At 38.2% G+C, this 16,955-nt stretch carries 15 protein-coding genes and 1 tRNA gene; all 16 read left to right on the plus strand.

From position 1 onward, the window contains the following. Window positions 1–11 precede the first annotated feature (11 nt). The 16 genes from ccpA to acpS all read left to right on the plus strand — a co-directional run bounded on the left by ccpA (window position 12) and on the right by acpS (window position 16,934). Window positions 12–1,007, plus strand: coding sequence for a catabolite control protein A (gene ccpA, locus J0J36_RS02775; protein ID WP_019293765.1), 996 nt, complete (start codon window positions 12–14; stop codon window positions 1,005–1,007). A 204-nt stretch (window positions 1,008–1,211) separates the two neighbouring features. Beyond that, the gene (locus tag J0J36_RS02780) at window positions 1,212–1,412 is read left to right on the plus strand and encodes a cold-shock protein (RefSeq protein WP_003135419.1); all 201 of its coding nucleotides are present in this window, start codon (window positions 1,212–1,214) and stop codon (window positions 1,410–1,412) included. Window positions 1,413–1,583: 171 nt separating this feature from the next. Then, a tRNA-Met gene (locus J0J36_RS02785) sits at window positions 1,584–1,657 on the plus strand. Window positions 1,658–1,774: 117 nt separating this feature from the next. Then, the gene (gene aroD, locus J0J36_RS02790; RefSeq protein WP_019291981.1) at window positions 1,775–2,464 is read left to right on the plus strand and encodes a type I 3-dehydroquinate dehydratase; all 690 of its coding nucleotides are present in this window, start codon (window positions 1,775–1,777) and stop codon (window positions 2,462–2,464) included. A 111-nt stretch (window positions 2,465–2,575) separates the two neighbouring features. Continuing rightward, entirely contained in the window at window positions 2,576–3,871 is a 1,296-nt protein-coding gene (purB, locus tag J0J36_RS02795) for an adenylosuccinate lyase (protein ID WP_019291982.1), read from the plus strand. Window positions 3,872–4,012: 141 nt separating this feature from the next. Further along, window positions 4,013–4,336 carry a metalloregulator ArsR/SmtB family transcription factor gene (locus J0J36_RS02800; protein WP_019291983.1) on the plus strand — a complete coding sequence of 108 codons (324 nt, stop codon included), beginning with the start codon at window positions 4,013–4,015 and terminating at the stop codon, window positions 4,334–4,336. 12 nt (window positions 4,337–4,348) lie between these two features. Further along, window positions 4,349–6,382: a heavy metal translocating P-type ATPase gene (locus tag J0J36_RS02805; RefSeq protein WP_040086508.1), complete on the plus strand. Its 2,034-nt coding sequence runs from the start codon at window positions 4,349–4,351 to the stop codon at window positions 6,380–6,382. 70 nt (window positions 6,383–6,452) lie between these two features. Then, window positions 6,453–7,259: a DUF817 domain-containing protein gene (locus J0J36_RS02810; protein ID WP_019291985.1), complete on the plus strand. Its 807-nt coding sequence runs from the start codon at window positions 6,453–6,455 to the stop codon at window positions 7,257–7,259. 136 nt (window positions 7,260–7,395) lie between these two features. Next, window positions 7,396–9,174, plus strand: coding sequence for an excinuclease ABC subunit UvrC (gene uvrC, locus J0J36_RS02815; RefSeq protein WP_153924612.1), 1,779 nt, complete (start codon window positions 7,396–7,398; stop codon window positions 9,172–9,174). Between the two features lie 113 nt (window positions 9,175–9,287). Next, the gene (locus tag J0J36_RS02820; protein WP_153924614.1) at window positions 9,288–9,635 is read left to right on the plus strand and encodes a YxeA family protein; all 348 of its coding nucleotides are present in this window, start codon (window positions 9,288–9,290) and stop codon (window positions 9,633–9,635) included. Between the two features lie 102 nt (window positions 9,636–9,737). After that, window positions 9,738–10,811: an A/G-specific adenine glycosylase gene (mutY, locus tag J0J36_RS02825; protein WP_019293760.1), complete on the plus strand. Its 1,074-nt coding sequence runs from the start codon at window positions 9,738–9,740 to the stop codon at window positions 10,809–10,811. Window positions 10,812–10,921: 110 nt separating this feature from the next. Next, window positions 10,922–12,328: a dipeptidase PepV gene (pepV, locus tag J0J36_RS02830; RefSeq protein WP_017368994.1), complete on the plus strand. Its 1,407-nt coding sequence runs from the start codon at window positions 10,922–10,924 to the stop codon at window positions 12,326–12,328. 242 nt (window positions 12,329–12,570) lie between these two features. Beyond that, window positions 12,571–13,632, plus strand: a complete 1,062-nt coding sequence (locus tag J0J36_RS02835; RefSeq protein WP_019335657.1) for a MupG family TIM beta-alpha barrel fold protein — start codon at window positions 12,571–12,573, stop codon at window positions 13,630–13,632. Beyond that, on the plus strand, window positions 13,629–14,519 hold the full coding sequence (gene murQ, locus J0J36_RS02840) for an N-acetylmuramic acid 6-phosphate etherase (RefSeq protein ID WP_019291990.1): 891 nt from the start codon (window positions 13,629–13,631) through the stop codon (window positions 14,517–14,519). The genes J0J36_RS02835 and murQ overlap by 4 nt, the downstream gene beginning before the upstream one ends. 23 nt (window positions 14,520–14,542) lie before the next feature. Next, a complete protein-coding gene (locus J0J36_RS02845) occupies window positions 14,543–16,468 on the plus strand; it encodes a glucose PTS transporter subunit IIA (protein ID WP_153924617.1) in 1,926 nt (641 codons plus the stop codon). A gap of 103 nt (window positions 16,469–16,571) precedes the next feature. Further along, complete coding sequence (gene acpS / locus J0J36_RS02850; protein ID WP_019291992.1) at window positions 16,572–16,934, plus strand: holo-ACP synthase; 363 nt, start codon at window positions 16,572–16,574, stop codon at window positions 16,932–16,934. The last annotated feature ends 21 nt before the right edge of the window (window positions 16,935–16,955 follow it).

Consider the following 16,955-nt stretch of genomic DNA (forward strand, 5'->3'; position numbering starts at 1 on the left):
GTTTAAAAAGAATGGAAGAATCAACAACAACAATTTATGACGTTGCTCGAGTTGCGGGCGTGTCAATGGCTACCGTAAGTCGTGTAGTCAATGGTAACGCCAACGTCAAAGAGAAAACACGTCAAAAAGTCCTTGATGCAATTGAAGAATTGGACTACCGTCCAAATGCGGTTGCACGTGGATTGGCAAGCAAACGTACAACGACAGTTGGGGTTGTTCTCCCAACAATCACGTCGCCATATTTTGCTGAAATCGCTCGAGGCATTGATGATATTGCTTCAATGTACAAGTATAATGTCATTCTCGCAAATAGTGATGGTGATGAAGAAAAAGAACTTAAAGTTATTGAAAGTCTCTTTTCTAAGCAAGTTGATGGTATTGTTTATATGGGCAGCTTCATGACAGAAAAAGTTCGTAAACAGCTTAAATCAACCCGTACACCGATTGTTCTTGCTGGAATGATTGATGTTGACAAACAAATGTCATCTGTAAATATCGATTATCATCTTGCAGCACACCAAACAACTGCTGAACTGGCAAAAAACAATAAACGTATTGCTTTTGTGTCAGGTTCTTTAGAAGAAGTTGAAAATACAGAACGTATGGTTGGTTATCAAGAAGCTTTGAATGAAGCTGGCATTGATTTTGACGAGTCACTTGTCTTTGAAGGTAATTACACTTTTGAAAATGGACAAGCTTTAGCAGAACAAATGCTTGCCAAGAAAATTAATGCTGCCATCGTGTCTTATGATACTGTAGCAGTTGGCTTACTCAATGCTTTGCTCTCAAAAGGTATCAAAGTTCCTGAGGATTTCGAAATTATCGCAGGTTCAAACAGCCCGATTACAGCATACACTTACCCAGGTTTGACTTCTGTCAATCAACCGCTTTATGACTTGGGTGCAGTTTCAATGCGTTTGTTGACAAAACTTATGCACAAGGAAGAAGTTGAGGAAAACCAATTGATCCTCGCTCATCAAATCATTAATCGTGGTTCGACAAAATAAAAAACAAAAGATACAGTGATGTATCTTTTTTTATGGTCTCTAAGAGTAAGCTATAGCTTTGTTTTAACCATGAAGAGGAGAAGCGATTTGACTTTCTGGACAAAGCATGATACTATTAAGAGGTAAATTTAGTCTAAGTTATATATTTTTAATGTTTTCTTTCACATAATGATTTACAAATATGACGAAAGGAAAATATATACTATGACAAAAGGAACTGTAAAATGGTTTAACGACTCTAAAGGTTTTGGTTTCATCACTGCTGAAGATGGTACTGATGTGTTTGCACACTTCACTCAAATTCAAAGCGATGGCTTCCGTAAACTTGAAGAAGGCGAAAAAGTTACATTTGATATTGAACAAGGTCAACGTGGCCCTCAAGCATCAAACATTACTAAAGCATAATGATAAGGCACTCTTGGGAGTGCTTTTTTTATTTTAAAGTGCAAGATTAGGACTTTAGCTAAAAGTGTGTTACAATAGGTGTACCATTTGGATACATCCATAATGGAAGATCTCGTCCACTCAGTTATAGCGTGACTTTGGGATAGTTCAAATTTCTTCCATTTTTATTAGCGCGGGATGGAGCAGCTAGGTAGCTCGTCGGGCTCATAACCCGAAGGTCGTAGGTTCAAATCCTGCTCCCGCAATTGAGATATAGATTCCTGTTTTTCAGGGATTTTTTATTTATTTCAATTGAAAAAATATCTTCAGTGACGTTCAGGATTATGTTTGGTACGCATGCAAATGTATGCTAAACTTAAAATATGAGGAAAACGAAAATTGTAGTACCCGTTCTTCCGACAACAGTGGCGGAAGTACAGGAATTAAACGTAGAAAAGTACAGAAAGGCTGACATTATTGAATGGCGGGCGGATTTTTTGGGAGATATAGAAAGCATTCTTCAGGCTGCGCCTTTTATCTTTGAGAAATTTAAAGATTTTTCCCTTCTTTTTACTGTACGCACAGCCAATGAAGGCGGCAATATCTCCATTTCTAAAAAAGATTATGTCACTCTTTTAAAAAAAGTAGCCAAATTGGGCCCAGATTATATTGATATCGAATATTTTTCCTATCGAAAAGCCTTACCACAGCTACTTGAATTTAAAGAAAAAATTGTCTTGTCTTATCATAACTTTTTCGAGTCACCTACAGATTTAACTGCTCGAATGATGAAAATGCAAAGAGAAGAAACAGGCTTTGTAAAAGTGGCGATTATGGCACAACGCGAGTGTGATGTTTTGGATTTGCTACAGATTACACGTGATTTTACGATGGAATATGGACCAAAATTTATCGGTATTGCAATGGGAGAACTGGGTAAAATTTCCCGCGTTGCCGGAGGTTTGACCGGATCTGTATGGACTTTTGTGGCACTCGATAAGGAAGAAGGAAGTGCTCCCGGGCAATTGACATTACCTCAGATGCTGGATGTTCTTGATGCCTTAGAAGCTTAACATTCGTCTTTTCCACATATTCCGTCAATAAATTGAGAATATTAGAGAAATTCCCGAAAAAATTTCTCCAAAATGGTATAATTTATAGTAAGTTAGAAATTTGGAGGAACTATGGTTATCAATCGTTACAGTCGCCCAGAAATGGCGGCAATCTGGTCGGATGAAAACAAGTATAAGGCGTGGCTTGAAGTCGAAATTCTTGCGGATGAAGCTTGGGCTGAACTCGGAGAAATTCCAGCAGAAGATGTAAAAAAAATTCGTGAAAAAGCAAGTTTTGATGTTGATCGTATCTTGGAGATTGAAAAAGAAACGCGCCACGATGTGGTTGCCTTTACGCGTGCTGTTTCTGAAACACTTGGCGAGGAAAGTAAGTGGGTACACTATGGACTTACTTCAACCGATGTTGTAGATACAGCTTATGGCTATCTCTACAAGCAGGCTAATGATATTATCCGCCGTGATTTGGCTAACTTTTTGGAAATTATTGCTGATAAAGCGCGTGAGCACAAGTACACTGTATGTATGGGACGTACGCACGGTGTCCATGCAGAACCAACAACTTTTGGCCTTAAATTAGCAACTTGGTATTCTGAAATGAAGCGTAATATCGAGCGTTTCGAACATGCAGCTAAAGGGGTTGAAGCGGGTAAAATTTCTGGTGCTGTAGGTACATTTGCCAATATCCCGCCTTTTGTTGAAGAATATGTATGTGGCAAACTTGGAATTCGTCCACAAGAGATTTCGACACAAGTATTACCCCGTGATTTACATGCAGAATACTTTAGTACACTGGCACTGATTGCGACTTCGATTGAGCGTATGGCGACAGAGATTCGTGGTCTTCAAAAATCAGAACAACGTGAAGTAGAAGAGTTCTTCGCTAAAGGTCAAAAAGGTAGCTCAGCAATGCCACACAAACGTAATCCAATTGGTTCTGAAAATATGACTGGCTTGGCGCGTGTTATTCGTGGACATGTTGTGACAGCCATGGAAGATGTTGTTTTGTGGCATGAACGTGACATTTCACACAGCTCGGCAGAGCGTATCATTACCCCAGATACAACTGAATTAATCAACTATATGTTAAACCGTTTTGGTAATATTGTTAAAAATCTGACTGTATTCCCAGAAAATATGAAGCGTAATATGGATGCAACTTTTGGATTGATCTATAGTCAACATGTTATGCTTATGCTTATTGAAAAAGGAATGACACGTGAAGAAGCTTACGATTTGGTTCAACCATTGACAGCAAAAGCTTGGGATGAACAAATCATGTTCCGCCCACTGGTAGAAAGCAATGAAAAAATCCGTGAAAAACTGACAGATGAAGATATTGATGCAGCTTTTGATTATAATTATCATTTGTCACGTGTAGATGTCATCTTTGAACGTCTTGGTTTGTAAAAATAATAAGATCCTAACACTTTCGTTTAGGATTTTTTTGTACAAAAAATTTAGATTTGAATAGATTTAAACAATTCAGTATTGACTAATATGAGTAAGTTTGATAACATATTAGTACAAACTAATATAAAGAGATGAATAATGAATTTAACCGAAAAACGTCAAAAAGTGATTCATGCCTTATCTAATACGACAAGGCTTAATGTCCTTGAAGCATTACGTGAAAAGGAAATGACAGTCACAGAACTACTTAATAAAACTAAATCAGGACAATCTAATCTCTCGCAACATTTATCATGTTTGCGTGATTGTGGGTTAATCACAAGTCGCAAAGAAGGAAAATATATTTATTATTCCTTGACAACCCCTGAGCTTAACCATTTACTAGAAGTCATTGATGCTACAGTTGAGTCAATGCACTGGTCCCCAACAGAAGATATCCATTGTGATACATATATAAAATAAAAGGAGTTTCATATGTTTAAATCTACTCAAAACAAGGCAACACATGATGCACGCTGTGTAAAAGGTACATGTAATTGCCTCAATCACAAAGCCAAAGCAGCTCTTACTACTGCTGAAGAGAGTGAGGGCTCAAGTAGCTCAGAAGTCACAGGGAGTTCTGACGATTCAGACCCTGCCTGTTGCAACACAACAATACATCTAAATACGAGTTTAGATGAAGGTGAAGAAGAGGGTAAATATGAGCTGTTGATTATTATCATCACCGCTTTATTATTGGCCGCCTTAAGCTTTTTAGACTTTACACCACAGTTTAAAACCCCACTTTTCATTTTAACCTATTTGTTGATTGGGCACAGTGTTTTGCTCAAAGCAATCAAACAATTGCTTAAAGGAGATATTTTTAACGAATTCTTCCTCATGAGTATTGCGACTGTCGGGGCATTTGCTTTAGGAGAATATGCTGAAGCAGTTGCTGTTATGCTTTTTTATCAAGTCGGAGAATATTTCCAAGATCGTGCGATTGGGAACAGTAAAAAGTCAATCACCGCTTTGATGGACCTTCGACCAGAAGTTGCGACTGTTAAGCGACAAGGAAAACTTATTGATATGTCTCCAGAAGAAGTCAATATCGGTGAAGTTATACAAGTGAAGCCTGGAGAAAAAGTACCACTTGATGGTCTTGTATTATCGGGAAAATCAAGCGTTAATACAGCAGCTTTGACTGGTGAATCACTGCCACGTGAGGTGAGCAAGGGAGAAGAAGTTCTTTCAGGTTTTTTGAATATTAATAGTCTGCTGGAGATCAAAGTTGAAAAAACGTTTGGGGAATCATCAGTATCTAAAATTTTAAATCTCGTTGAGAATGCTCAAGAAAATAAAGCACCGACTGAACAATTCATTTCAAAATTTGCACGTTACTATACTCCAGTTGTGGTATTTGCAGCAGCGATAATCGCTCTAGTACCCCCACTTTTCTTCCAGCAAGATTGGTCAGACTGGTTAACACGCGCCTTTACGTTTTTAATTATTTCGTGTCCTTGTGCGATGGTAGTTTCCATTCCCCTTGGATTCTTTGCTGGGATTGGCACCGCATCCAAAAACGGTATTTTAGTTAAAGGGGGTAATCACCTTGAAGCTATGACCAAGATAAAACATGTGCTCTTTGATAAAACAGGTACGTTGACACAAGGGAACTTTAAAGTTACTCAAGTTTTTCCAGCAGAAGATGTTGCACGAGAAGATTTACTCTATCTGGGAGCTATCGGTGAACTTAACTCCACCCATCCCTTGGGACTTGCGCTTAAAGAAAACCAAAACTTAGATACAGTAAATGTAACAGAGTCGGAAGAAATTTCAGGTCATGGTACACGTACAATCTATGAGAGTGATGAGATTCTTGTCGGAAATGCAAAACTGATGAAAATGTACAACGTTAACTTTACCGAAAGCAACGCCTTAGGTTCTTTGATTTATGTTGCTAAAAATGGTATATATCAAGGCGTTATCCTTGTAGCGGATGTCCTTAAAGAAGATGCTGAAGAAGCAATTGCGGCTTTGAACCAGCTTCACATTTCCCAAACGATGCTGACAGGCGATAGTGAAAAAGTTGCCGCTCAGGTTGCTGGGAAACTGAACATCACGGATTATCATGCCAATCTTTTACCGGAGGATAAAGTTGCTTTGTTAGAGCAAGTAATTGCAAAAGGTGATGGTCTTACCGCTTTTGTTGGTGATGGAATTAACGATGCACCAGTTATTGCGCGTGCTGATATCGGTTTTGCGATGGGGGGATTAGGCTCTGATGCTGCGATTGAAACAGCTGACGTGGTTTTAATGACAGATAAACCATCAAGTATCGCGAAGTCTGTTAAAATCGCCAAGAAAACTAAACGACTTGTGGTCCAAAATATCGTTTTAGCTCTTGGTGTAAAAGCCGTTTTCCTGATCCTTGCGGTCTTTGGTATTGCCACGATGTGGGAAGCAGTTATCGCAGATGTTGGAGTAACACTCATCGCTATATTGAATGTTTTAAGACTCTTAAAATAAGACGAAACTCCCAAGATGGGAGTTTTTTTGCGCTTGCTTTTATCAGATGAAAATATGCTAAAATAAGGACATGAATGGTTTAAAAAACGGTGTGATCTTGCTTTTCAACTTTGCAAAAATCCAAGCCGCTTGTTGTCTCTTTCCACTTGCCGTTTTTGCTACCTTAGCAATAACACGTGGATTGACTTTTCCCAATATCCCACGTTATGATTTAATCTTTGTGATTTTACTTGTGTTTCAAGTTTTGATGGTTAAATTAAAATTTGAAACACTTGAAGAGTTAAAAATTATTTGCTTGTTTCATATCTTAGGGTTAATTTTAGAGATTTTTAAAGTCAATATCAGCCATAGTTGGACCTACCCTGAGCCGGCTTACTTAAAAATTTGGAATGTCCCTTTTTACTCGGGGTTTATGTATGCCAGTGTCGGGAGTTATGTTGTTCAATCGTGGAAAAAGTTGCAGCTAAATGTGGAATATTGGCCGCCATTAGGGCTTAGTTTTGGCTTATCCACAGTTTTGTATCTGAACTTTTTTACCAATTATTTCTTCCATGATTTACGGTATTTTATTATTCTGGCTATTGTCTTAATCTTTTGGCGCACTCAGTTCACTTTTTGTATTAATGGAAGAAAAAGATATAAAATGAAGGCACTCTTCTCTTTTGCTTTGATTGGCTTCTTTATCTACATAGCTGAAAATATTGCTTCATTTTTTAATGCTTACCGGTATCCTAATCAAGCAGAAACCTGGCATCTCGTAGGATTTGGGAAAATGTCTTCATGGTTTTTACTGGTCATTGTCAGTATTGTTTTAGTCGTTAATCTCAAATTAAAGCAGTCATCGAGAGAAAATAAGTTAATAAAAAAGACAAGGTAAAACTTGTCTTTTTTGTTTAAGTAGGAAGGTTTATAAAACATTGCACAATGCCGCAATCATAAAAAGAAACAATTCCCTTCACGACAGATAGTTCCAATTCATGATTAGCCCCTCCAGAATATGCTATAATAAGACCATGAATAACACGATTAAAGCAAAGCTGGAGCTCTTACCGGATAGTCCAGGATGCTACTTACATAAAGATAAAAATGGGACAGTTATCTATGTAGGGAAGGCGAAAAATCTGAAAAACCGCGTACGCTCCTATTTTCATGGCTCCCACAATACAAAAACTGAGCTTTTAGTCAGTGAGATAGAAGATTTAGAATGGATTGTTGTTGAATCAAACATTGAGTCTTTGGTTCTTGAAATTAACTTAATTCAACGTTACAAGCCCAAATATAATATCATGCTTAAGGATGATAAATATTATCCTTTTCTCATGATTACAAATGAAAAATATCCACGTTTGATGATTACACGTCGTGTCAAAAAAGATGGGGCAATGTATTTTGGACCTTATCCCGATGTTAAAGCAGCCAATGAAGTTAAGCGCCTCTTAGACCGCATCTTTCCTTTTAGAAAATGTGGTTTGCATGAAAAGAAAGTTTGTTTCTACTATCATATCCATCAGTGTCTTTGTCCAGTCGTTAATCATGTAGACCCTCAAGTTTATAAAGATATGGCTCAGGAAGTGAAGCATTTTTTAACGGGTGATGATAAAAAAATCATCAATGAACTTAAAGCAAGAATGTTTGCAGCTTCGGAAAAAATGGAATTCGAGCAAGCTGCAGAATACCGTGATGTGATTAATTCTATCGGTACTTTGAGAACAAAACAACGTGTCATGAACCACGATTTAAAAGATCGTGATGTTTTTGGTTACTATGTAGATAAAGGTTGGATGTGTGTGCAGGTTTTCTTTGTACGACAAGGTAAAATGATTCAACGTGATGTCAATATGTTCCCTTATTACAATGATGCAGAAGATGATTTCTTAACTTATATCGGACAGTTTTATCAAGAAGCTGAACACATGGTACCTAAAGAAATTTTAGTACCCTCAGGAATTGATGTAGAGGCTGTTGAAGCGGTAACTCAAATAAAAGTTCTCAAACCAAGTCGTGGAGAGAAGAAGCAACTTGTAGCAATGGCGACTAAGAATGCACGCACACAATTACAATTAAAATTTGACCTCCTTGAAAAAGACCTGATTAAAACTCAAGGTGCTATCGAAAATCTCGGTAAAATTCTCAACATTCCTACACCAGTTAGAATCGAATCGTTCGATAACTCTAACATAATGGGGACCTCACCTGTCTCGGCAATGGTTGTCTTTATTAATGGCAAGCCCTCAAAGAAAGATTATCGGAAATATAAGATCAAAACTGTCGAAGGTGCCGATGATTACGCATCAATGCGTGAAGTGATTACAAGACGTTATAGTCGAGCCATGCGTGAAGGGACTGCTTTACCTGACTTGATTGCAATGGATGGTGGTGCAGGTCAAGTCAATGCAGCCAAGGCCATTCTGCAAGAGATAGGGTTAGATATTCCTGTTGCAGGTATGGCTAAAAATGATAAACACCAAACCAGTGAGTTACTTTTTGGTGATCCTTTGGAAGTTGTGCCATTGAGTCGACAATCGCAAGAATTCTTTCTCCTTCAACGCATTCAAGATGAAGTTCACCGATTTGCGATTACTTTCCATCGGCAAGTACGTGGGAAAAATACCTTTTCTTCAAAACTGGATGGTATTACAGGTCTTGGACCAAAACGTAAGCAAAAATTAATGACGACCTTCAAGTCACTTAAAGCCATTTCTGAGGCTGATGTTGCTCAAGTCGCTGAAGCAGGTGTACCTTATGAGGTCGCTGAAAGGGTAAAGGAAGTTTTGGGAAAAGAAAATTATTAATTCTTTCAGAAAAAATTCTCTCAACGAGGGATTTTTTTATTACAAAAGTGTAAGAAATTTGCTTTAAATTAGGAGTAAAATAGTTTTGAAAATAAAAATTGAGGTATAAATAAATGAAAAAAATATTGGTGACTCTTATTGCTGGAGCATTGTTGATTATTGGTGGCGGCTATACTTGGTATAATTACGAATATGGCGGTCAAGAATATTATGTTCAGATACACACAGAAGGGGATAAAATTTCGAGCAAAACTACTGATGGTGGAACTTGGCAGGGATTTAACTATAAACAAAAAGGTTATGCAGATTCTGGCAAAGAAAAGGATCTAGAATTTACTTCAATTCATAATCTCAAGCATGATGCTTATTTGAAAGTTACTTATAATAATAAGAATGGTGTGACTAAATGGGAAGAAGTTCAAAGAAAAGATGTGCCCCAAAAAGCATTGAATAATATTTAATTAGCAAGCCTGTTTAGGACAGGTTTTTTTGTTCCCCAGATAAAGTCCTCTTTAAGAGCTTACTATTTGACTTTGTTTTATATAAATTTAATAATAGAGCTTATGAATAAAACCGAAATAGAAAAGTTCCAGCAGGATTTATTAGGATGGTACAATATTCACAAAAAGCCTTTGCCGTGGCGTAAAAATACAGAGGCTTATTCTGTTTGGATTTCTGAAATCATGTCTCAACAAACACAGGTTGAAACAGTAATGCCCTATTATCTGCGCTTCATGGAGAAGTATCCTCAGATTGAGGATTTGGCAGCCGCAGATGATGATGAGCTGCTGAAACTTTGGGAAGGGTTGGGTTATTACTCGCGCGCTCGTAATTTAAAAATTGCAGCTCAGCAAGTCATGACAGAATTTGATGGGCAATTTCCTAAACAGCTAAAAGACATTCAAAGTTTGCAGGGGATTGGTCCTTACACAGCAGCGGCTATTGCTTCGATTTCTTTTGGCTTACCTGAACCGGCCATTGATGGAAATTTGATGCGCGTGACCAGTCGATTATTTGAGATTGAATCAGATATTTCTAAGGCTGCTTCGCGGAAAATATTTGATGAAAAGCTGAGAGAGCTAATCTCGGAAGAAAATCCCGGAGATTTTAACCAAGCACTCATGGACATAGGTTCCATGGTTTGTACGCCCAAAATTGCCAAGTGTGAGATTTGCCCCTTAGCTGCGTATTGCCAAGCCAGACCTAAAGGTACGCAACTGAAGTATCCTGTCAAAAGTAAAAAGATTAAGCAGCAGCATATTTACTACAATGCTTATGCATTAAAAAATTCGCAAGGCGAATACTATCTACAAAGACGTCCTAGCACAGGTTTACTTGCTAATATGTGGACTTTCCCTATGCAGGAGATATCTAAAGAAGAATTCAATAATGATAGGTTAGCGCCGCCAACAAATGTGCCAGATAGCATCTCACGCATGACAAAAGTTGGAGAAATCACACATGTTTTTTCTCACTTGAAGTGGTTTGTTCAAATTATTGAATGTATCCCTGAGGAAAATTTTATTGTTCAAGAAGAAAAACTGGATGAAAATCAACTTTGGGTAAAATTGACGGACCTTTCAAAAGTCGCTCTGCCTACACCACAAGTCAAAATGTTTAAGTTTTTTAAAGACTAGTTTTCACTTTATAAATGCAAACGTTTTACTTTTTTGGTATAATTATAGGAGTTTAGAAAACCGACTTTTTGTGAATATATTATCAAGAAGTCAAAATAATGGAGGCAATCATGACAACTATTGATTTTACTGCAGAAGTAGAAAAGCGCAAAGACGCAATGCTCGAAGATTTGTTTGAACTTCTTCGTATCGATTCAGCAATGGACATGGACAATGCGGACAAAGAAAACCCATTTGGCCCTGGACCTCGTAAAGCCCTTGACAAATTTTTGGAATTGGCTGAACGTGATGGCTACCAAACTAAAAACTATGATAACTATGTTGGTCACTTTGAATACGGAGAAGGTGATGAAGTTTTAGGCATCTTCGGTCACTTGGATGTTGTACCTGCCGGTTCTGGTTGGGATTCAAACCCATTTGAACCTGAAATCCGTAATGGAAACCTTTACGCACGTGGAGCTTCAGACGATAAAGGCCCAACTATGGCTTGTTACTATGGTTTGAAAATCTTGAAAGACCTTGGTGTGCCATTATCTAAAAAAATCCGCTTCATCGTTGGTACAAACGAAGAAACAGGTTGGAAAGATATGGATTACTACTTTGAACACTGTGAATTGCCATTGCCAGATTTCGGATTCTCTCCAGATGCTGAGTTCCCAATCATCAATGGTGAAAAAGGTAACGTTACAGAGTACCTTCACTTTGACGGAAAAAATGCTGGTGCTGTAGTACTCCACTCTTTCAAAGCTGGTTTGGCTGAAAATATGGTCCCTGAATCTGCAACTGCAGTAATCTCAGGTGCGACAGACCTCCAAGCAAAATTGGAAGCATTTGTTGCTGAAAATGCAGACAAAAACTTACGCTTTGACCTTGAAGAATCTGACGGTAAAGCAACAGTAACGGTCTATGGTAAATCTGCACACGGTGCAATGCCATTTAAAGGGATTAACGGTGCAACTTACCTTGCTAAATTCCTTAACCAATTTGACTTTGAAGCAGGTGCAGCTGCATACATCAAACTTGCTGCTGAAACATTGATTGATGACCATGAAGGTGAAAAATTAGGTACAGCCTACAATGATGACCTTATGGGTGCAACTTCAATGAACGCTGGTGTTTGGAACTTTGACGAAAACGGTGAAGGTACAATTGCATTGAACTTCCGTTTCCCACAAGGTACTGACCAACACAAAATCAAAGCAGTTCTTGAAGCTCTTGAAGGCGTAAAAGAAGTGACTATGAACGATCACGTGATGGAACCTCACTACGTACCAATGGAAGATGAACTCGTTTCTACATTGATCAGTGTTTATGAAAAACACACTGGCCTTAAAGGTTACGAAACAGTAATCGGTGGTGGTACATTTGGTCGCCTCCTTAAACGTGGTGTTGCTTATGGCGCAATGTTTGAAGGTGAAGAAGATACAATGCACCAAGCAAATGAATACAAACCATTGGATGCTCTCTTCAAATCAGCAGTTATCTATGCTGAAGCAATTTACGAATTGGCTAAATAATATGAGAAAATTAAAATCCCCCTTATCGGGGATTTTTTTATTATTTTTTACATGAAATTTCATTCCATTATTTAAAAAACGATTCAAGATAAATTCAGTTAAACAACGGTTTTACAGGATTTATCTTTTTTATTTAAAAATAATGTGGAAAAATTTAAGTAAATTGTTGAAATGAAGTTTTGGATATGTTAAAATGAATGCGTTAACAAAAGAAATAAAGTTTCAGAGATAGAGAGGTGTTTATGTTTGGCTTTTCAATTTTTATGAATGAAGATCTTACTGCAAAAGATATTCATTATATAAAAAGTATGAAACAAGCAGGATTCAAGGGGATATTTACTTCAATGCATATTCCTGAAGATGATGCTCAAGCGTATAAAATGCGCTTAGAAAAATTAGGAGCTTGTGCTAAAGCAAACCAATTGGAGCTGATGGTAGATATTTCAGGTGAAGCTCTAGAACGTGCAGGTTACTCATTTGATCATTTAGAAGAACTTACTCACCATGGTGTCGCAGGTTTACGGATGGATTATCATATTGACAATAAACAGATTGCCAAAGCCAGCCATAAAATGAAGATTAGTTTAAATGCCAGCACGTTGGTAGAAGATGAGATAGAGGAACTAAGAAGATTAGGAGCTAACTTCTCTAATTTAGAAGCTTGGCACAACTATTATCCTCGCCCTGAAACTGGGCTGGATACGGAATATTTGCTCAAGCAGAATCAATGGTTGCAAAAATATGGTCTTAAGCGAGTTGGTTTTGTTGCTGGCGATGCTCAGAAACGTTTACCTTTAAGACTTGGACTTCCGACACTCGAAAAGCATCGGGATAGACATCCGCTGGCTGCGGCTCTTGATTTATTAAAGTATGAGACGGATGAAGTTTATATTGGCGATGGAGATTTAGCAGCAACAACGATTGATCAGTTTGAAAATTATATGCAGTGGGATAAAATAGTTTTACATGTAGAAAACCATGATTCAGCTTATTTTACGTCAGTTTTAGGAGAACATGACAATAGAAATGATCAATCTCCTGACTTGATAAGAAGTGCAAATGCCCGCTTTAAGAAGGTTGAACAAATTCAAAAAGAACATACAGAAAAGCGCAACAAAGGGGCGGTAACACTGGATAATGAACTTTATGGACGCTACATGGGTGAAACACAAGTGTGTAAAAAATCACTACCAGCTCACCCTAATATTAACGTTGTAGCGTATGTTATCGAAAAAGACAGAGATTTAATCGATGTAATTTACTCGAAGCAAAAGTTTGAATTAAAAGAAAAGGAAAGAAAATGAATTTAGAAAATTTGACAACAGAACGACGTAATGAAGAAACTTTTGGATTGGACGAAATGTCGGTCTCAACTGCTCTAGAAAAGATGAATAAGGAGGATAAAAAAGTTGCAGAAGCTGTAGAAAAAGCACTTCCGATGATTGAACCAGTTATTGAAAAAACGATTGAAAGTTTCAATCATGGGGGGCGACTTATTTATCTTGGTGCAGGGACAAGTGGACGTCTAGGTGTGCTTGATGCTGCAGAGTGTGTGCCTACTTTTGGTGTTGAAGCAAGCATGGTTGTGGGACTTATTGCAGGTGGAGAAAAAGCAATGACTCTTGCTGTGGAAGGCGCAGAGGATGACCTTGAGCTTGGAAAACAAGACTTGATTGACCTTCAGCTAACCAAAAATGACATGGTGATTGGAATTGCTGCAAGTGGACGTACCCCTTATGTGATTGGTGCGCTTGATTATGCGAAGAGTATTGGTGCACATACAGGTTCTCTAGCATGTAATATGAATGCCGAAATTAGCCAACATGCTGAATTTCCTATTGAAGTAGACTGTGGCGCTGAATTTTTGACAGGATCAACCCGCCTCAAATCAGGTACAGCACAAAAATTAATTTTGAATATGATTTCGACAATAGCGATGATTGGTATTGGAAAAGTATACAACAACTTAATGGTTGATGTGCGTCCAACAAATGAGAAATTAGTGGAGCGCAGCAAACGTATCATTATGGAGGCAACAGATTGTGATTATGAAACAGCAGAAAAAACCTTTATCCAAGCGGGAGAAGATGTTAAGCTGGCGATTGTCATGATTTTAACCAATAGTGCAAAAGATGAGGCGCAGGAAAAACTCGTACAGGCAAAAGGATTCATTAAAAATACATTGAGCTAATAAATAAAAATTAGGAGATGAAGATGGCAGAAGATAAAGTAACACGTATTGCACGGCAAATTTACGAAGAAATTGGTGGACCAGAAAACGTTCAAAGTTTAGTTCATTGTATGACGCGCGTTCGACTTTCAATGATTGACGAAACAAAGGTAAATCTTGAAAAACTTAAAGCTATTGATGGTGTTATGGGAGTTGTTGAAGGTGAAACTCTACAAGTTATCGTTGGACCAGGGACAGTAAACAAGGTAGCCCAAAAAATGGTTGATACTGTGGGTGTTAAGCTTGGCGAACAGTTTCCACACTCAGCAGGACTCAGTCTTGAAGATCGGGCAGCTCAAACCAAAAAGGCAGCCAAGGAAAAATACAATAAACCTTCAAAGATAAAAGAAGTACTGAACTCGATTTCACGTATTTTTACACCGTTGATTCATGCCTTTGTAGGTGCCGGACTTATTGGTGGTATTGCTTCTATCCTTGCAAACTTAATCACCGCTGGCACGATTGATGGTGCGACTTTTGCACAGATTGTTGCTGTCTTAGGTGTGATTCAAAAGGGTATCTTCGCTTATTTGGTAATCTATGTGGGGATTAATGCAGCGACCGAGTTTGGGGCAACACCTTCACTTGGGGGTGTTATTGGTGCTGTGACTATGTTGACTGGGATTACACCAGAAGCACCAATTAACAATATCTTTACAGGGCAGCCGTTATCTGCACAACAAGGTGGGATTATTGGCGTAATCTTTGCTGTATGGCTTTTATCTCTTGTGGAAAAGAATTTACGGAAAGTTATTCCGGATTCGATTGACATTATCGTTACGCCTACACTTTCTCTCCTTGCTATCGGACTTTTGACGATTTTCTTCATCATGCCTGTTGCGGGAACAATTTCGACATCTTTAGTAGGCGGGATTAACGCTGTACTTAATGTTGGTGGTGGATTTGCTGGCTTCCTCTTAGGTGCTCTCTTCCTGCCAATGGTTATGTTTGGCTTGCATCAAATTCTTACACCGATTCATATTGAAATGATTGACAAAACGGGTTCAACTACCTTGCTTCCAATTCTTGCCATGGCCGGAGCTGGTCAAGTCGGTGCGGCTTTGGCACTCTGGGTACGTTTACGTAAAAATAAAGAATTTGCCGAAATTGTTAAAGGTGCTTTACCTGTAGGTTTCTTAGGCATTGGTGAACCTCTTATTTATGGTGTTACACTTCCGATGGGACGTCCATTTATTACAGCTTGTATTGGTGGAGGTATTGGCGGTGCTATTATCGGGTCACTCGGTCATGTTGGTGCCATTGCTATTGGTCCAAGTGGGATTGCTTTAATACCTTTGATTGCAGATAACCGTTGGTTGATTTACGTATTTGGTTTAATTGGTGGTTACGTTGGTGGTTTTGTTGCTACCTACTTCTTCGGCATTCCTCAATCTGAAAAAGATAAAGCAGACAACTATGTAGACGCAGCAACAGTAGCACAACCTGCTGTTGTAAATCTTGAAAAAACAGTTGCTTCACCGATGTCAGGGAAAATTATTCCTTTAGCGAAAGTAGAAGATGAAGTTTTTTCTAAAGGGATGCTTGGGCAAGGTTTTGGTATTCAGCCTCGTGATGGGAAAGTTTTTGCACCATTTGATGGTACAGTGACGACAGTTTTCCCTACTAAACATGCGATTGGGTTACTTAGTGAGTCCGGTGTAGAAGTGCTTATTCATGTGGGCTTAGATACAGTGTCATTAGAGGGTAAACCCTTCATCACTAAAGTAACGGACGGAAGCAAGGTTACTAAAGGCGACTTGCTTTTAGAAGCAGACTTAAAGATGATTGAAGATGCTAACTTGTCACCAGTAACTTTAGTTGTTGTTACAAATTCTGATGAATTTAAGCACATCTATATCGAAGCTCCTGAAGAAGCGGTTTCTGGTGAGCAAGTCATCATTGCAGAATAAAAAAATAGGTTGAGTGTAAGCTCAGCCTATTTTTAACTCTTTAAGCTTAGAATAAGAAGAATGATTTTAAATAAAGTATCTGAAAATTTGGTATAATAGAAAAATGATCTACGGTATAGGAACAGATAATGTCGAGATATCGCGCATTGTCCAAGCATTGGAACGCAATGATAAATTTGCACAGCGCGTTTTGACAATAAATGAGTTTGCTCATTTTTCAAGTTTTACTTCAAAAAAACGTCAAGCGGAATTCTTAGCAGGACGTTGGGCAGCAAAAGAAGCCTTTTCAAAAGCTTTAGGAACAGGCTTTGATAGTCAGCTTTCCTTTCATCATATAGAAATTTCTAAAAATGAAAAGGGGAAACCATATTTTCTAGAACATCCCTTTGCTGGACAAGCACATTTAAGTATTTCACATAGTAATCTAGAAGCAGTTGCTATGGTTGTTCTTGAAAGCAAAGATTGAGTATAAAAAGAAGGTAAATAA

The sequence above is a fragment of the Lactococcus sp. LG1074 genome, assembly GCF_017309525.1.
In the GTDB taxonomy this organism is placed as follows: Bacteria; Bacillota; Bacilli; order Lactobacillales; family Streptococcaceae; genus Lactococcus; species Lactococcus petauri.